The sequence below is a fragment of the Armatimonadota bacterium genome (assembly GCA_031081675.1).
GTDB classification, from domain to species: Bacteria; Sysuimicrobiota; Sysuimicrobiia; order Sysuimicrobiales; family Kaftiobacteriaceae; genus Calidihabitans; species Calidihabitans tengchongensis.
On the sequence record JAVHLZ010000037.1, the window covers coordinates 1 to 15409 of the forward strand.

General features: G+C 73.0%; 16 protein-coding genes. 6 read left to right on the forward strand and 10 right to left on the reverse strand.

Features of this window, described 5'->3' with window-relative positions; genetic code table 11:
- Positions 1 to 5: 5 nt before the first annotated feature.
- On the reverse strand, positions 6 to 1937 hold the full coding sequence (locus RB150_10825) for a copper-translocating P-type ATPase (GenBank protein ID MDQ7821026.1): 1932 nt from the start codon (positions 1935 to 1937) through the stop codon (positions 6 to 8).
- A 214-nt stretch (positions 1938 to 2151) separates the two neighbouring features.
- The gene (locus tag RB150_10830; protein ID MDQ7821027.1) at positions 2152 to 2649 is read right to left on the reverse strand and encodes a CopD family protein; all 498 of its coding nucleotides are present in this window, start codon (positions 2647 to 2649) and stop codon (positions 2152 to 2154) included.
- 224 nt (positions 2650 to 2873) lie between these two features.
- Here RB150_10830 and RB150_10835 point away from each other — a divergent pair, with 224 nt between their 5' ends.
- Entirely contained in the window at positions 2874 to 3329 is a 456-nt protein-coding gene (locus tag RB150_10835; protein MDQ7821028.1) for a hypothetical protein, read from the forward strand.
- A gap of 76 nt (positions 3330 to 3405) precedes the next feature.
- Here RB150_10835 and RB150_10840 read toward each other — a convergent pair whose 3' ends face one another.
- Positions 3406 to 4563, reverse strand: coding sequence for a nitrilase-related carbon-nitrogen hydrolase (locus RB150_10840; protein MDQ7821029.1), 1158 nt, complete (start codon positions 4561 to 4563; stop codon positions 3406 to 3408).
- Positions 4560 to 5429 (reverse strand): nitrilase-related carbon-nitrogen hydrolase, encoded by an 870-nt coding sequence (locus tag RB150_10845; protein ID MDQ7821030.1) that lies wholly within the window; start codon positions 5427 to 5429, stop codon positions 4560 to 4562. Before RB150_10845 ends, RB150_10840 begins: the two co-directional genes overlap by 4 nt.
- Positions 5430 to 5552: 123 nt before the next feature.
- On the opposite strand from RB150_10845, the gene RB150_10850 reads away from it, so the two are divergent.
- Complete coding sequence (locus RB150_10850; GenBank protein MDQ7821031.1) at positions 5553 to 6461, forward strand: ParB N-terminal domain-containing protein; 909 nt, start codon at positions 5553 to 5555, stop codon at positions 6459 to 6461.
- Positions 6462 to 6474: 13 nt separating this feature from the next.
- Here the strand turns inward: RB150_10850 and RB150_10855 are convergent, their stop codons facing one another.
- The 4 genes from RB150_10855 to RB150_10870 all read right to left on the reverse strand — a co-directional run bounded on the left by RB150_10855 (position 6475) and on the right by RB150_10870 (position 8785).
- Positions 6475 to 7194 (reverse strand): 5-formyltetrahydrofolate cyclo-ligase, encoded by a 720-nt coding sequence (locus RB150_10855; protein MDQ7821032.1) that lies wholly within the window; start codon positions 7192 to 7194, stop codon positions 6475 to 6477.
- A gap of 128 nt (positions 7195 to 7322) precedes the next feature.
- A complete protein-coding gene (locus RB150_10860; GenBank protein ID MDQ7821033.1) occupies positions 7323 to 7679 on the reverse strand; it encodes a hypothetical protein in 357 nt (118 codons plus the stop codon).
- Entirely contained in the window at positions 7649 to 8071 is a 423-nt protein-coding gene (locus tag RB150_10865) for a winged helix-turn-helix domain-containing protein (GenBank protein ID MDQ7821034.1), read from the reverse strand. The genes RB150_10860 and RB150_10865 overlap by 31 nt, the downstream gene beginning before the upstream one ends.
- Positions 8072 to 8185: 114 nt before the next feature.
- Complete coding sequence (locus tag RB150_10870) at positions 8186 to 8785, reverse strand: response regulator (protein ID MDQ7821035.1); 600 nt, start codon at positions 8783 to 8785, stop codon at positions 8186 to 8188.
- 181 nt (positions 8786 to 8966) lie between these two features.
- Between RB150_10870 and RB150_10875 the strand changes: the two genes are divergently transcribed.
- Positions 8967 to 9569 carry a protein-L-isoaspartate(D-aspartate) O-methyltransferase gene (locus RB150_10875; GenBank protein MDQ7821036.1) on the forward strand — a complete coding sequence of 201 codons (603 nt, stop codon included), beginning with the start codon at positions 8967 to 8969 and terminating at the stop codon, positions 9567 to 9569.
- Positions 9570 to 9592: 23 nt separating this feature from the next.
- Here RB150_10875 and RB150_10880 read toward each other — a convergent pair whose 3' ends face one another.
- Positions 9593 to 11974 carry a hypothetical protein gene (locus RB150_10880; protein MDQ7821037.1) on the reverse strand — a complete coding sequence of 794 codons (2382 nt, stop codon included), beginning with the start codon at positions 11972 to 11974 and terminating at the stop codon, positions 9593 to 9595.
- Positions 11975 to 12004: 30 nt separating this feature from the next.
- Complete coding sequence (locus tag RB150_10885) at positions 12005 to 12676, reverse strand: hypothetical protein (GenBank protein MDQ7821038.1); 672 nt, start codon at positions 12674 to 12676, stop codon at positions 12005 to 12007.
- Between the two features lie 131 nt (positions 12677 to 12807).
- On the opposite strand from RB150_10885, the gene RB150_10890 reads away from it, so the two are divergent.
- From RB150_10890 to RB150_10900, 3 genes are read left to right on the forward strand one after another with little or no spacing between them, the layout of a single operon-like run.
- Entirely contained in the window at positions 12808 to 13467 is a 660-nt protein-coding gene (locus tag RB150_10890; GenBank protein MDQ7821039.1) for a response regulator transcription factor, read from the forward strand.
- A gap of 6 nt (positions 13468 to 13473) precedes the next feature.
- Positions 13474 to 14928 (forward strand): ATP-binding protein, encoded by a 1455-nt coding sequence (locus RB150_10895; GenBank protein ID MDQ7821040.1) that lies wholly within the window; start codon positions 13474 to 13476, stop codon positions 14926 to 14928.
- Between the two features lie 44 nt (positions 14929 to 14972).
- Positions 14973 to 15395 (forward strand): cupredoxin domain-containing protein, encoded by a 423-nt coding sequence (locus RB150_10900; protein MDQ7821041.1) that lies wholly within the window; start codon positions 14973 to 14975, stop codon positions 15393 to 15395.
- The last annotated feature ends 14 nt before the right edge of the window (positions 15396 to 15409 follow it).

Sequence of the window (15409 nt, forward strand, 5' to 3'; positions counted from 1 at the left end):
CCGCATCACAACCGGGTGCGACGCAGCAGGAGGGCGTTGACGGCCACGATGACCGTGGACAGGCTCATCAGCAGCGCGCCGAGCGCCGGCGAGAGCAGCAGCCGCCAGGCGGAGAGCACGCCGGCCGCGAGAGGGATGGCCAGGGCGTTGTAGCCGGTGGCCCACAGCAGGTTCTGCACCATCTTGCGGTAGGTCACCCGGGCCAGCCGCAGCGCCCGCACCACGTCCAGGGGGTCGTTCTCCACCAGCACCAGATCCGCCGACTCGATGGCGACGTTGGTGCCGGCCCCGATGGCGACTCCCAGGTCGGCCTCCAGCAGCGCGGGGGCGTCGTTGATGCCGTCCCCCACAAACGCCACCGGTCCCTCGCGTCGCAGCTCGCGCACCACCCGGGCTTTCTCCTGGGGCAGCACCCGGGCGTGGTAGCGTGCAATCCCCAGCTCGCGGGCCACGGTGCGGGCCACGGCCTCCGCATCTCCGGTCACCATCACCACCTGCACGCCCATCTCCTCCAGGTGCCGTACCGCCTCCCGGGCCGACTCCCGCGCGCGGTCGGCCAGCGCGAGAACAGCCAGCACCCGCATGTCGTCCATGAGAACGATCGCCGATTCCCCGCGTTCGGCCGCCTCCCCCAGTCCCCGGCGGACACCCTCGTCGACGCGCAGGCCCAGCTCCTCCGCCCACTCCGGTCGGCCCGCCCGGTAGCGGGCGCCGTCCAGCTGCCCTTCCACCCCTTTGCCGGGGACCGCCCGAAACTCCACCGCCGCCGGTGCCTCGATCCCGCGGCGGCGCGCCTCGTCCACCACCGCGCGGGCCAGCGGGTGCTCGCTGGACGCCTCCAGGGCGGCGGCCACGCGCAGGGCGTCAGCGTCGGTCAGTCCGTCGGCATAGATGCCACGCACGACGAACCGCCCTTCGGTCAGCGTGCCGGTCTTGTCAAAGGCCACAATCCGCAGCTCCCGCGCCCGCTCGAAGGCCTCGCGGTTGCGCACCAGGATGCCGTGGCTGGCGGACAGCGCGGTGGCGTTGACCACCACCAGGGGCACGGCGAGCCCCAGGGCGTGGGGGCACGCGATGACCAGGACCGTGACGGCGCGCTCGACGACAAACACGGCCTCGCGGCCCGCCGCCAGCCAGGCGGCCGCCGTGGCCGCGCCCGCCCCCACGGCCACCAGCGTCAGCCAGTACGCCGCCCGGTCGGCCAGGGCCTGGTAGCGGCTGCGGGACGCCTGGGCGTCGCGCACCAGACGCATCATCTGGCTGAGGGTGGTCTGCTCGCCGGTCCGGATCACCCGCACCCGCAGCGCGCCCTCGCCGTTGACCGAGCCCGCCACCACCTCCAGCCCGGGCTCCTTGGGCACCGGCCGGGACTCGCCGGTCAGAAACGCCTCGTTGACGCTGGACGCTCCCTCCACCACCACGCCGTCGGCGGGGATCTGCTCGCCGGGCCGGACAAGGACCATATCGCCCGGGCGCAGGGCCGCCACCGGCACATCCTCCACGGCACCATCGGCCAGGCGGTGGGCCACCGGCGGCACCAGCGAGGCCAGGTGCTCAAGCGCGCGGCTGGCGCTCTGCACCGACAGCATCTCCAGCCAGTGCCCCAGCAGCATGACGTCCACCAGGGTGGCCAGCTCCCAGTAAAACGGCGCTCCCGGCAGGCCCAGGGCCACCAGGGTGCTGTACCCGAACGCCACCGAGATGGCCAGGGCCACCAGCGTCATCATCCCCGGCTGCCGGGACCGCAGCTCGCGGCGCGCCCCCTGCACGAACGGCCACCCGCCCCAGGCGTAAATGGCCGCCGCGAGGATGGGGGCCACCCAGGACGATCCCGCAAACTCCACCGCCCGGTAGCCCAACAGCCGCTGGAACAGAGGCTCGTAGTACAGGACGGGCAGCGTCAGGAGCAGGCTGATCACGAACCGGTCCCGGAACATCCGCGGGGTGTGTCCGGCGTGCCGGTCGTGAGCGTGGGAGTCGGGCGGGCGGGCCTGACGGGGATGCGGGGGAGGCGCGCGGGTGTCGCCGGCGGACGGAGGAGGGCCGGTGTGGGGCTCGTGGTGCCGGTGGTCGTGTCCTTCCGCGGGCGGACCGTGGTGTGCGTGGTGCGGGCCCGAAGAGCTCATCCGGCACACCTCCACCCGTGCGCCCTCATCTCAGCCCTCTGACCATCACCACCGCCAGCGCCACGATGGCCAGCGCCAGCGCGGTGTTGGCCCGGGCGATCCCGGAGGCCCGACGCCGCAGCCCCACGGCGGCGGTGGAATCGCCCGCGCCCTGTTCCGCCAGGCGGGTGCTGGCCGGCCCGACGTGGAAATCGTGCAGCGCGCTGAGCGCCAGCGTGCCCATCACCAGGATGAGCTTGGCCAGCAGGATCCTCCCGAACGCCCCGCCCCACAGCCGCCCCGTCACCACGCTTTCCCAGGTCACGCCCCGGTAGGCCAGGGCGGCCGCTCCCGTCACCACCAGGATCGCCAGGGCTGTCCACGCCACCGGCAGAAACCGCCGGCCCAGAGCCGCCACCAGAGACGCCCGCTGCGGCGGCGGCAGTGTCCGGGCCACCGGAATGGCCACCAGGGCCAGAAACAGCAGCCCCCCGACCCACACGGCCGCGGCCGTGACGTGCAGATAGACGATCAGCAGGTACACGCGCCGTCCTCAGCGGGGCGAGACCGCGCGGGGGCACCCTCTCCCCCACCGAACCATTTCCACGTGCTTCGCTCTGCCCCGCGCCTCCCCCCTTCTGCGGACAGGGATCCGGCCGGGATTCGGGCCATTCGTTTCAGACCGCACAGCGGTGACTTCAGGTCGGCTGTGCGAAGGGCGCCATCAGGGCGCGGCGTCCCGTACAGTAAGGAGGAGGAGGTGTCACCGTGTTCTTCGCCACCCACCTGGCCACCGGCCTGGCCCTCGGCAGGCGGATCCGCCCTCCTGCCGCCGCGTGCGCCGCGGGGATTGTGTCCCACCTGGTTCTGGATCGCACCCCCCACTGGGACGCGTTTAATGCGACTGTCTCCTGGACCACGCCGCGGAACCTGCTGGCGGTGCTGTCGGACGTGACAGCCGCGGCGCTGGTGGCCACTCTGGCCCGGCGCCGGCGGTGGATCTGCCGGGGCCACCTGGGAGCGGCCTGGGGAGCCTTGGGGGCGATGCTTCCCGACCTTCTGTGGGTCCCGTACCACGTCCTGGGCGTGCGCCGGCCCCGGTGGGTGTTTGACTACCATGGCCGCATCCAGCGGCCCGCCCGCTGGGGGCCCAGCCTGCTCGTCCAGGTGGCGCTGGTCGCCCTCAGCCTGTGGCGGGCCGATCGGAATCCCCACCGATGCTGAAGCAGACGCCCATTGCCGCAGGCCGCCTCCGCGGGATTGTCCGCCGCACCCGGCGGGCCCCGGCGAATCCCAGACGTCAGCGCGGCGTCTCCGGCCGGTCAGGCGCGGTCCGGCCCTCGCCGACGGCAGGCGGGGCGGAGGACCCCGCCCACACCCTCCGGCCGCCGGCAGACCGGGCGCGGTACTGGTGGTACACGGCGGGAAAGACCCGGCGGTACAGGTCGGGCCGCAACGCCTTCAGCGCGGGGTGGTGCGCCCGCAGGCTCCGCAGGGCCTGCAGGTCCAGCGCTCCCACCACCACCTCCTGGCTGTCGGCTGACGCGGCCCGGGCCATCACACCCGACGCATCGGGGGTGAGCTCGAGCGGCGCGAACAGGGCAGAGCGGCCGGTGAGCTGCAGGCCGAACGCCCGGCCCACCAGACAGGCGTGGACGCTATAGACCAGACTTTCCTGCGTGCGGGGCCACGGACCGCGCAGGGCCTTCCAGACGTTGTAGGGTTGGGGGTCGGCGGTGGGCACGCAGACGATCTCCGCGCCCCGCAGGGCGAGGATGCGGTAGGTCTCAAAATAGGTGGCGTCCATGCAGATGGGCAGGGCGAGGCGGCCCACAGGCGTGTGGTAGACCTGGAGGTCGTCGCCGGTCCGCAGCCCCCACCGCTCTTCCAGCTCGATGAGGTGGCACTTGACGTGGCGGCCCGCCTCGCGCCCGTCGGGACCGAACAGGAAGGCCACATTGCCCACCCCGCCGGCTACCGGCAGCATCGTGCTGCCCGCCACCACCCAGGCTCCGGTGGCCCGGGCGATCTCCGAAAACGTCGCCGCGAAGATCCGCCCCAGGGCCGGCCCGACCGCCGCCAGCACGTCGGCCACCCGCGCCCCCGGACCGGCCAGTCGCCGCACGGCAGAGTCGACATCTTCGTGCGGTCCGCCGCCGGCGATTCCGGGCAGCAAGCCCACCAGGGCCGTGCCGCAGTCTTCCGGAAACACCACCAGCTGCGCACCGCGGCCGATGGCGTCGGCCGTCAGCCCCGCGACCTGTCCGATGAACGCCCCCGCCGACGCGGCCAGCCGCAGCTCCATCTGGACGGCCGCCGCCGTGACCCGGACCCCGGACGGCTGAGGGGCCCGGGGCAGGCGATGGCGGCGTACCAGGGCGCGGACGCGGTGGGGGCGCGACGCCCACCACAGCCAGGCGCGCAGCGCGGCAGCCTTCGCCCGATCCAGACGGCTCACAGGTGCTCGTAGATGGCGGGCAGGTAGCGCTCGTACAGCCGGTAGTTGAAGCGGGCGAAGATGTCGTAGCGGTCCACGGCCGCCTGCAGGGCCCGATAGTCCACGACGGCCGACAGCGCCTGACCGTCCTCGCCCCGGGCCAGCCAGCCCGATTCGCCCTCGGTCATCTCGCATGGCGCGCACACCGCCGGACGGCTACGGTAGGGCACCCCCAGCAGTTCACCCGACAGACCGCACTCGACCCCGAAGATCTGGTTTTGCTGGACCTGCTGCCACAGACCCCTCACCTGGTGCGCCTCCGGGTAGGGCGCCGGCACGGCCACGGGAGCCAGCAGGAGGGTGGCGCCCCGCAGGGCGAGGATGCGGCAGGCTTCGGGAATCCACAGGTCCGTCTGGATCAGGATCCCGATATCCCCCACCGGCGTGGGAAACACGGCCAGGTCGTCACCGGGAATCAGACCCAGAGCGCGCTCGTGGGGGGTCAGGTGCGTCTGAGCCTGGGTGCCCACCAGGGAACCGTCGGGAGCGAACAACCACGCCTCATGCCGCACGCCACCATCCTGCGGCACCAGGGCAGTCCCGCTCAGCAGATACACGCCCGCCGACCGGGCCAGGTCCGCGCACGTCTCCCGCAGCCAGGCGGGGAGCCCGGGGAGCCCCGCGGCCGCGTCGCACGCATCTTCCCACCGCCGCACCCCCTCCGCCCCCAGGGCGAGCACCCCCGTGCCGGCCGGCAGGACCACCAGATCGGCGTCGGCGGCGACGCGGTGGACAGCCCGGGCGATGACCTCCGGCCAGGCGGCAGGGTCCGAGGCGCCCGCCTCCACGGCCGCGAGGCCCACCCGCACCCGCGCTCGACGATCCACGACACCCACTGTACCATACCCCCTGTCCCCGGCACCCGGCCCCGGCTCTCCCGCGCCCGGCGGCGTACCGGCGGGATGGTCAGACGATAGGGAACCGACCCCGGCACGCCAAAGAGTCACCCTGTGACGGTCTCCAGGGCGTCATCCAGCGCGGAGCCGCCCCGGGAGGTCCGGGCGCTGGCCGAGCAGGTATCCCGCGACGGCGGCCAGGTCCTGGCCGCCTATCAGGACCCGGTGGGCGAGCACTGGCAGCTGTTCTGCCTGCTGCCCATCGAGCGGGTGGAGCCCACCCCCTACCAGCGGAACCTCTCGCCCGCCCACGTGAAGCGTCTACAGGAGGTCATCCGCAAGCTGGACCGGTTCGTGGACCCTATCGTGGCCGTCTCGCCACGGCCCGGGACCTACTGGACCCCCAACGGCGCCCACCGCCTGGAGGCCGCCCGCAAGCTGAAGGCGGAGGTCATCCCGGCGATCCTCATCCCCGACCCCGCGGTGGCCTTTCACATCCTGGCCCTGAACACCGAGAAGGCCCACAACCTGAAGGAAAAATCCCTGGAGGTCATCCGGATGTACCGGGGCCTGGTGGCTGAACGCCCTCGGGACACGGAGGAGGATTACGCTTTCCAGTTTGAGTCGGCCCACTTCATCACCCTGGGATTGCTGTACGAGGCCAACCCGCGGTTTTCGGGCGGGGCGTTCGCGCCCCTTCTGCGCCGGGTGGACAAGTTTCTCAAGCACCCGCTGCCCCGGGCCCTGGAAGAGCGCCAGGAGCGGGCGGCGCTGGTGCGGCGGGCCGACGAGGCGCTCTCCGACGTGGTGGCGCGCCTGCGCCGGCGGGGCATCAACCACCCCTACGTGCGGAACTACGTGCTGGCCCGCACCACGCCGCTGACCCGCGCCCGCAAAACGGTGCCCTCGTTTGAGACCGCCATCAAGAAGCTGACCGAGAACCTGGAAGCCTTCGACGTGGCCAAGGTCCGCTACGAGGACATCGCCCGGGCGGCCCTGATGACCGCGCCCGGCGGCGGATAGCGGCGGGGGAAGTTCACCCGTCTCTCCGCGATCGCAGTTCTGCGAGAATCGGCATCGCCTGCAGCATCGCCCCCGTGACGTACTCCCACAGGATCCCCGAGGGCCGCGGTACAGCGCCGGAGGTCTGGATGACCCGCGTGGGAGTGACGATGACGTCCACAGGGACGTCGAACGGTTCTCTCGGAATGCGGTGGACCACCTGCACGTCGTGCACCGTCGTCACCACCGGCGTGCGGGTGTCCACCCGACCCAGTTCGGCCAGCACACCGTACTCCAGCTCGCTATAGCCCTCTCCTTTGCCCACGCGCGCCCCATCAGGCGCCACGGCCACCGAACCCACCACGACCAGGTCCGGCCGGGGTAGCTCCGCCAGATCCACCGGACGACCCAGGCGGAACGCCCCCGCGATGGAGGCGGCCTCCCGCAGCCGATCGGAGGGGATGCGCGCGGGATCCAGCAGGAGAAAGCCCGAGCGCAGGCGCGGCGCTGGCATGAGGACCATCTTGCCGGCCTGCAGGGCGGCCAGGCGCACGGGGCGCTGGGGAGCGTCGGGGTTGCACTTCACGATCCGCGCCTGAGCAAACACCGGCAGCCGGGACAGACGCAACGCCGCGGCCTCGGCCCCGGCGAAATTGGGAATCCGTCCGCGCACCGGGCGGGGGAAGCGGGCCAGCCCCTCGCGCTCCAGACGGTCCCAGATGCGCTCCCGCAGCGCCTGCTTGGCCGCCCTCACTGCCTCCGCGCCTCTTGCCTCCACCGATGGCTCACTTTCGCGCGACGCTGTCCCGGGCCCCTGGCCGCGTTCGCGCGATTCCGAGACGGGAGAAAACATTTCCCGACCTTCTGCCGGACTCCCTGGGCTCAGGCGCTCAGCAGCTGGCGGATGCGCGCCACCAGCTGTCCGACGGTAAACGGACGCAACATCACGCGCTCCGGAGGCAGGTGGGCCACGTCTGCTCGCTCCAGGGCGCCGACGAGTGTCAGCAGCCCTTCTGGCGGGCGCGCCAGCAGGTCGCGGGTCGCGTCGTCCTCTCCGCCCACCCCCACCAGGTCGATCACCAGCAAACGGGGGGTGACGCCCGTACGCAGCAGGACCTGCGCGTGGCGGGCCCGGGGAACAGCGATCACCTCGTATCCCTGTTCCAGCGCCTCCGCGAGGGTGTACGCCCGCAGGCGGCGGTCGGGAATCACCAGAAGGATGTCCACCTCGTCAACCACGGCCGCACCCGACTCCAGATTCGCGCGATCCATCGCCGACGCCGCCCGTCAGGGACCGTGCCCGCGCCCGAGAGGGCACGGGGCCTGCCGTTCAGCACAGCCTCGATGACCAGGGATGCGACGGCTCCGCCAAGCCCGGAAGCGTCGTCGGGAAGCCGGTAGTAGGCCCGCCGGCGCACCACCGTTCCCTCGACCAGACCTGCCCGCTCCAGCACCCGCAGGTTGCGGGAGGCCGTCTTGAGCGGCACTCCCAGGCGCGCGGCCAGGGCGCGGAGCTCCTGGGGGCGGCTGTCGGCCAGGGCGGCCAACAGGAGCAGGCGCCGTCGGTAGGCCAAAGCCTTCAACACCGTCTCCACCGGACGCACCCGGCGGGACGGAACACGGGCATCCATCGAGCCCCAGTATCCGCTGGGCGCGGGGACAGGACAATGGCCCGCCTGGGTCAATCCGATCCGCTTTCGCGCCAACGTGCCCTAACGGTGTCGCGCGAAAGTGAGCCGAACCACTCAAAACGCGCGCCCGCAGCGGGGACAGACAAAATGCGCCCGAAACCAGGACCCCGACGGGCGGCTGTCCTCGGGGAGGAACTCTGCCTCCAGCGCAACCCGGCACTCCGGGCACTCCAGCAGGCGGGGGAAGCCGAAATCCTGCGCGAGGCGGGCAGCGTCGCCGCGGCCTTCCACCACGTGCAGGCGATAGGCGGCCAGCCGCCCCCGGTGCCCGGGCTTTTCCAGGAGGCCGCGGATTTTGCCCAACACGTCCCGCGGCGGCGTAAACCCCTTGACCAGGTAGTCGGCAGCGCCCAGCCGCAGCCCGCGGGCGATGGCATCCTGGTCGTCCTCCACCGAGAGGATGATCACCGGGATGGTCCGCGTCGCGTCGTCGGCGCGCAGCCGTTCCAGGACCTCGTACCCTGACAGCGTGGGCAGGTACAGGTCCAGCAGGATCAGGTCCGGGCGACGGGAGCGCAGGATCTCCAGGGCGTCCTCTCCCCGGCTGGCCTCCCACACCTGATATCCCTCCCGGGTCAGGAGGGCGCGGTACAGGGCCCGCGCGCGCTCGTGGTCGTCCACGATCAGGATGGTCGCGCCGCCGGCCGTCGCCATAGGTCTATCATAACGCGCCCGGCGGAGGGCGGGCGCGGGTCCGGCCCGAAAGACCTGCGGGAGGGGTCAGGCGGTGCTGGAGTCTTGGCGGACGGGTCGCGGTCTGTCTGTTCTCGGCGCGGCCGTCGTGGTGGCCCTGACGGCCGCGCCGGCGGATCCCTTTGCGGCGCGCCGCGAGCAGATGGTGCGGGAGCAGATCGAGGCCCGCGGGATCCGCGACCCGCGGGTCCTGGCGGCCCTGCGCCGGGTGCCGCGCCACCTGTTCGTCGACCGCAGCCTGTGGGACCTGGCGTACGCCGACCGCCCGCTGCCCATCGGTTACGGGCAGACCATCTCCCAGCCGTACATCGTGGCCCTGATGACCGAGCGGGCGCAGGTGCGGCGCGGCGACCGGGTGCTGGAGGTCGGCACCGGCTCGGGCTACCAGGCGGCCATCCTGGCGGAACTGACCGACCAGGTCTACACCATCGAGATCATCGACGCCCTGGCGCAGCAGGCGCGCCAGCGCCTGCAGCGCCTGGGATATACGGCGGTCCGCACCCGCGTCGGGGACGGCTACTTCGGGTGGCCGGAGGCAGCCCCCTTTGACGCCATTCTGGTGACGGCCGCTCCCGACCACGTCCCCCCGCCTCTGGTCCAGCAGCTGAAAGACGGCGGCCGGCTGGTCATCCCCGTGGGGCCGCCGGGCCTGGTGCAGACACTGTGGCTGATCACCAAACGTGCCGACCGGCTGGAACAGGAGAATCTGGGGCCGGTGCTGTTCGTTCCCCTGGTCCGCCGCTGAGGGCTGCCTGGCCGGCCGGGGCCCTATCCCCTCCCGCGGGTCCCCGACGCCGTGGGGACGCTCGGGGAGGGAGAATCCAGCCGGGCGGCCAGCGCGCCGGCGATCAGGTACGCCAGCGCCCCGCCGGCCTGCACGGCCTCATAGCCCCACTGAAGCATCGCCACAGCGCTCCCCATGCTGGCCACCACCGACGCGAACCCGTTGACGCCCCACGCCCAGGGCACCAGCCCGGGCTGGCGGCGCAGCCGCGCGATCCCTGCAGCAAACGGGACACCCATCGGGACGCCCAAGGCAACGGCCACGGCGGCCGCCGTCCCCACCCTCCCCGCCCACGGTCCCTGCAGAGCCGCGCGCGTCAGGGGCCCCATCCCCCCGGCCGCGCCGGCCGCCAGCAGCGCCACCACGCCCACAACCACCGGCAGACGTCCCCCGACGCGGGTGGAGGCCAGGCTTCCGATTCCCGAGGCGGCCAGCATCCCCGCCAGGACCACTGCCAGCGCGTAGGTGGGATGGCCGAGCAGCAGGATGACCTGGTGCAGCAGCGGGATCTCCACCGCCAGGTATCCCACTCCCAGCGCCAGAAAGTAGGTCAGGGTCGCGGATGCTCCGGGCGGCACCGGGCCCAGCCGCCGCAGGGGAATGAGGATCATCCCCGCTGACAACAATACGGCCACGGCCAGCGCGGCCACCAGCACCAGGTAACCGCTGCCGCCGAAGGGCTGCCAGGTGCGGCCCAGGGCGGCCAGCACCTCGGCTGTCTGGCGCCAGCGGAAAAAGTGGAAGAAGAACGGACGGCCGTCGCGGACCGGGCGGATGTCGAAAGCGCTGCGGGCATAGGCCTCCTGCCGGGTGCGGGGGTCCAGAAGGGCCAGAAACGCCTCCCGGTAGACGTCCCGGCCCAGCACGTGATACCGGTTGGCCTCCGCCGGGCCGGCGCCCGGCGCGTAGGGCAGGTCAAAGCGGCGCGCCCGGGCGAAGGCCAGCAGCCGGGCGGCGTCCCGGGGGGTCCACGGGCTCCGGCTGACCACCACGGTCAGGGTGTTCAGCGAGCGCAGCGCGGCCAGGTGGTCGGAGGGACGCAGCCCCAGCCGCTCCAGGGCGGCGACGGCGGTCGCCCACAGGCGCGTCTCCTCGCTGGGGGGCTGCTGCACCCACCGGGTGGCCACCAGCAGGCCCTCCGGACGCAGGGCCTGGATCCACTCGACGAAGGCCTCCACCGTGTAGGCGTAGGTCTCGGCCAGCGAGAACGTGCCCGCGGCCACCACCTGAAAGCTTTCCCGCAGGGGCAGGATGATGACGTCAAAACGGTCCCCGCTGCGGCGAAGGTACGCGCGGGCGTCCTCACCCACCATCTCCGCCGCCCCATACACGTCGGGCGCCACCGCCCGCGCGATGTCCCGCACGGCCGGGTCGGGGTCGGCCACCACCAGGCGCGCTTCCCGGCGGACTGCCAGCGCGGCCTCCGGACCTCCGGCGGAGACGACCAGCACCCGGCGGGCGGACGGATCGCGCAGCGCAAACGCCACCGCCTGGGGCAGGAAGTCCGCATAGGCGGCGTCGGAGGCTGCCACCAGGGGCCGGGGCTGGTCGCCGTCGATCAGAAGCGCGGGAGAGGGCGGCACCGGTCCCGTGTAGGTCGTGCTGAGACCGGCGGCAGGATGGAACGCGCTGCTGCGGACAACGTCCAGGCGTCCCAGTGGTGTCCAGCGGGTGACGATCACCCGGGCGTCGGGAAACTGCCGGTAGACGCTGAGGGCCTTATAGGGTGACAGGCGCAGGGGCAGATCCACCCCCACCGCCACAGCCATCAGAGCCGCCGCGGCGATGCCGATCCCCGCTCGCCATCCCGGTCTGGCGCGCAGCAGGACCGCGGCCGCCGCGCTGGCCACGGCGGCACACGCCAGCACCACGTTGGGGGCGGGCAGCACCCACAGGAGGCCCACGGCTCCCAGCGCGCCGGCCGCCGAGCCCAGCAGGGAGGCGGCGTAGATGCGGCCGGCCCGCCCGGGGCGCTGGGCGAGGGCGGCGCCCACCGCCAGCCCCGCGCACAGGAAGGGCAGGACCAGCAGGCCCAGCTGGGCGGACAGGGAGACGGCCTGCACGGGCTCCAGCGCCATGCGGTAGGGGTCGAACGGAATCAGGACCAGACCCAGGTACGCCACCACCGCCGCCGCGGCGGCACCCGCACAGGCCTCGGCCGTCCGGCCGGCGAGGGAGGGCGCCACGGCCAGCGCGGTGCCACTCGCGCCAAACCCCAGCAGGCCGATGCCCACGGCGACGACGGCAAAGTGGTGCCAGTACACCAGGGAGAACAGACGGGTGTAGGTCACCTCCAGCGCCAGGGCGGCGGCGGAGACGAGGGCCACGCCGGCGGGCAGGGTCCAGCTCGTCAGCCGGGTGTCCACGGGGCTGTCACCGATCCGCGGGCTTTCGGGCTACAGGTCCCAGTTCGACGCCGGCACCACGTCCACCACCCGCACGTCCACCAGGACCAGGGCGCGCCCGGCGACGGCCAGCACGCGCCGCCCGTTGGGAGGGACGGCCACCGTCAGGCGTTGCAGAAGCGCCAGGTGCGGGTGGACGGCCACCACCGTGGCCTCGGCGATCACCAGGGCCACCGGCAGCCGGCCGGTGTCGCTGGTCAGCACCAGCTCGCCGGGGGCGACCTGCCCCGATACCCGCACGCGCGCGAGCAGCACCGGCCGGTACAGTTCCAGCGCCACCGACCGGCGCGCGTCGGCCAGCGTTGTGGGCAGGCCGACTGCGCTCACCCGGAGCGCGTACTCCCTGATCAGGGCCTGTCCCAGGGGCAGGCGGACCACGAACCGTTCGGCCTCGCCGGGTGGAATGGTCCAGGGGATGCCGTCGCTGCCGAACGCCGCCACGGACCCGTCGGGGGCGAACCCCGTTACGTCCACCACCACCCGGCCCAGGGGGGCCGGTCCAAGGCTGCGCAGCCACCCGGTGACGACCAGGCTGTCCCCGACCACGGCATGGCCCAGGGCCTCCACCAGGACCCGCGGTCCGCCGGCCGCAGCCGGGTCTGCCCCGGCCAGTGTGGCCAGCGCGGCGATCACGCCCCACAGCGCCACTCGCCTCACGCCCACGGCACGATCCCCCTCACAGTACGCTTCGGGCGGGCCGGGAGTTCGGAGACCTCCTCACAGGGGTGTGAACTGCCCCCGGCAGGAGTCTCCGGGCGAGACCGGTAAAGGGGACCACCCGACGGGTGAGACGGATGCGGATCCTTGTCGTGGAAGACGATCCCCGGGTCGGCGAGATCCTCACCGACGCCCTGGCCCTGGAGGGGTACACGGCGGTGGTCGCCGGGAGCGGCCAGGAGGGCGTGGATCGGAGCGTCGACCCGGAGGTGGGTCTGGCGATCCTGGACGTGATGCTCCCCGACATCGACGGCTTCGACGTGCTCCGACGGCTGCGGGCGCGGCGGCCGGACCTGCCGGTGCTCATGCTCACGGCGCGGGACGACCTCCCCTCCAAAGTCGCGGGCCTGGAGGCGGGCGCCGACGACTATCTCACCAAGCCCTTCGCCCTGGAGGAACTGCTGGCCCGGGTCCGCGCCCTCCTGCGGCGCCAGGGACGACTGCGGGCGGGGCGGCTGACCCTCGACCTGACGACCCGGTCGGTGCGGGTGGGCGACCGCACCCTGGATCTCACCGGACGGGAATGCGCCCTGCTGGAGTTCTTCCTGCGCCGGCCCGACCAGACCCTGTCCCGCCGGGATCTGTTGCGGGGCGTGTGGCAGATGGACTTCGATCCCGGCAGCACCGTGGTGGAGACCACCCTGGCTCGCCTGCGGCGCAAGCTGGCGGCCGCCGGAGCGGCGGTGACCATCGAGACCGTGCGGGGGGCCGGCTACCGCCTGGCGGTGCGGGAGTAGGTCCCCGTGCGCGCATCCATCGCCGCCCGCCTGACCGTCGGCTTTGCGGCGGTCCTCCTGCCCGTCACCGCGAGCGCGGTGCTGGCGCTGGTCACGGTCCCCCGCCTGGTGGACGCCGTCACCCGCTTTCAGCAGGAGACCCTGCGCCGGCTGAGCGTCCTCGAGGATGTGCGGCTGCTGATCACCGACGCCGTCAGCCAGGACCATGCCTACATCCTCAGCGACGGCCAGGATCTCTATGACGAGGCGTTTGAGGCCCGAATCGAAGAGCTGGACCGCCTGCTGGAGGTGTATGGCGCCGGCGGCCCGCCCGAGACCGAGCGCGTCGCCGACCAGCAGCGGTTGCTGCGGGAGGCGGTGGCGCGCCTCAGCGCCGCCCACGACCACGTGGAGGAGCTCATCGTGCAGGGACGCCTCCCGGAGGCCCGGCACATCTCCGCGCGGGACGGACAGGCGGCGGCCCGGGCCGCGCTGTCCGCGGTGGCCCAGCTGGTCCAGGCCGAACGCGAGCAGACCGGGCGGGTGCTGGAGCGGATCGCGGCCGACGCGCGGCGCGTGCACCGCTGGATCCTGCTGGCCGCCGGCGTGGCGGCGCTCATCGGCGGAGGCGTGGCGGCCAGCGTGATCCGGTCGATCACGGAGCCGGTGCGGCGCCTGGTCGAGGTCACCCGCCGGGTGGACCGGGGGAACCTGCGCCCGCGGGCCGGCCTGCGGGGATCCGACGAGATCGCCCAGCTGGGGGCCAGCTTCGACCGGATGATCGACCGGCTGCAGGCGGCGTTCGCGGAACAGGAGAGATTCCTCGCCGACATCTCCCACGAGCTGCGCACGCCCATCACGGTGGTGCGGGGGCATCTGGAGCTGCTCCGGCGGTCCGACCGCCCCGACCAGCGGGAGCGGGCGGTGCGCCTGGGCCTGGACGAGCTGTCCCGGATGACCCGCCTGGTGGACGACCTGCTGCTGCTGGCCCGGGCCGCGCGTCCCGACTTCCTGGCGGTGCGGCCGGTACACCTGCCGGGGTTCGTGGACGAGGTCTTCCAGAAGGCGCGGGCCCTGGCCGACCGCTCCTGGCACCGGGGCCCCGTGCCCGACGTCACGCTGATGGCCGATCCCGACCGACTCACCCAGGCCCTGCTCAACCTGCTGCGCAACGCGGCGCAGCACACCCGGCCCGGCCAGCGGATCACCCTCAGCGCATCGGTGGCGGGAGAGTGGGTCACCCTGGCGGTCGCCGACGAAGGCGAGGGCATCCCCGCCGACCTGCTGCCGCGGCTGTTCGAGCGGTTCCACCGGGGCGCCGGGCGGTCCGACGGCACCGGGTTGGGGCTGAGCATCGTGCGCGCCATTGCCCGGGCCCACGGGGGCGACGTGACGGTGCACAGCACCCCGGGCGCCGGCAGCACGTTTACCCTCCGTCTGCCCCGCGCCGCCCCCGGGCCGCCCACCGTGACGCCCCCGTGACGGCGTCTGGGTACGGTGGGCGCGACCGACGAGGCGGTCGCCGCATGCGCGGAATCTTCCGGTGGGCCCTGGGGATTGGGCTGATCCTGACGGCCGCGGCAGGGAGGGCTCAGGCACCTCCGGCTCCCCGCCTGGTGCGCATTCTCCTCGAAGAGTACCGGTTCGTCCCCGACCGGGTGACGCTGAAGGCCGGAGAGACCGTGCGGCTGGAACTGGTCAACACGGGGACCGTGACCCACCAGTTCCGCTCCGAGATCTTCCGGGGCATCGACGTCTTCATCCGCACCGCGGGATTTGACGTGCGCAGCGAGCGGGTGGAGGTCATCTGGATCCGCCCGCGGGCGGCGGCGGTGGTGGAGTTCGCCCGGCGGACGCCGGGGGAGTACCGCTTCTGGTGCAGCGAGCGGACCGACGGCGTCCTTCACCGGGAGCTGGGGATGGAGGGCCGCTTCGTGGTCATTCCCTGACGGCGGCGGGATCC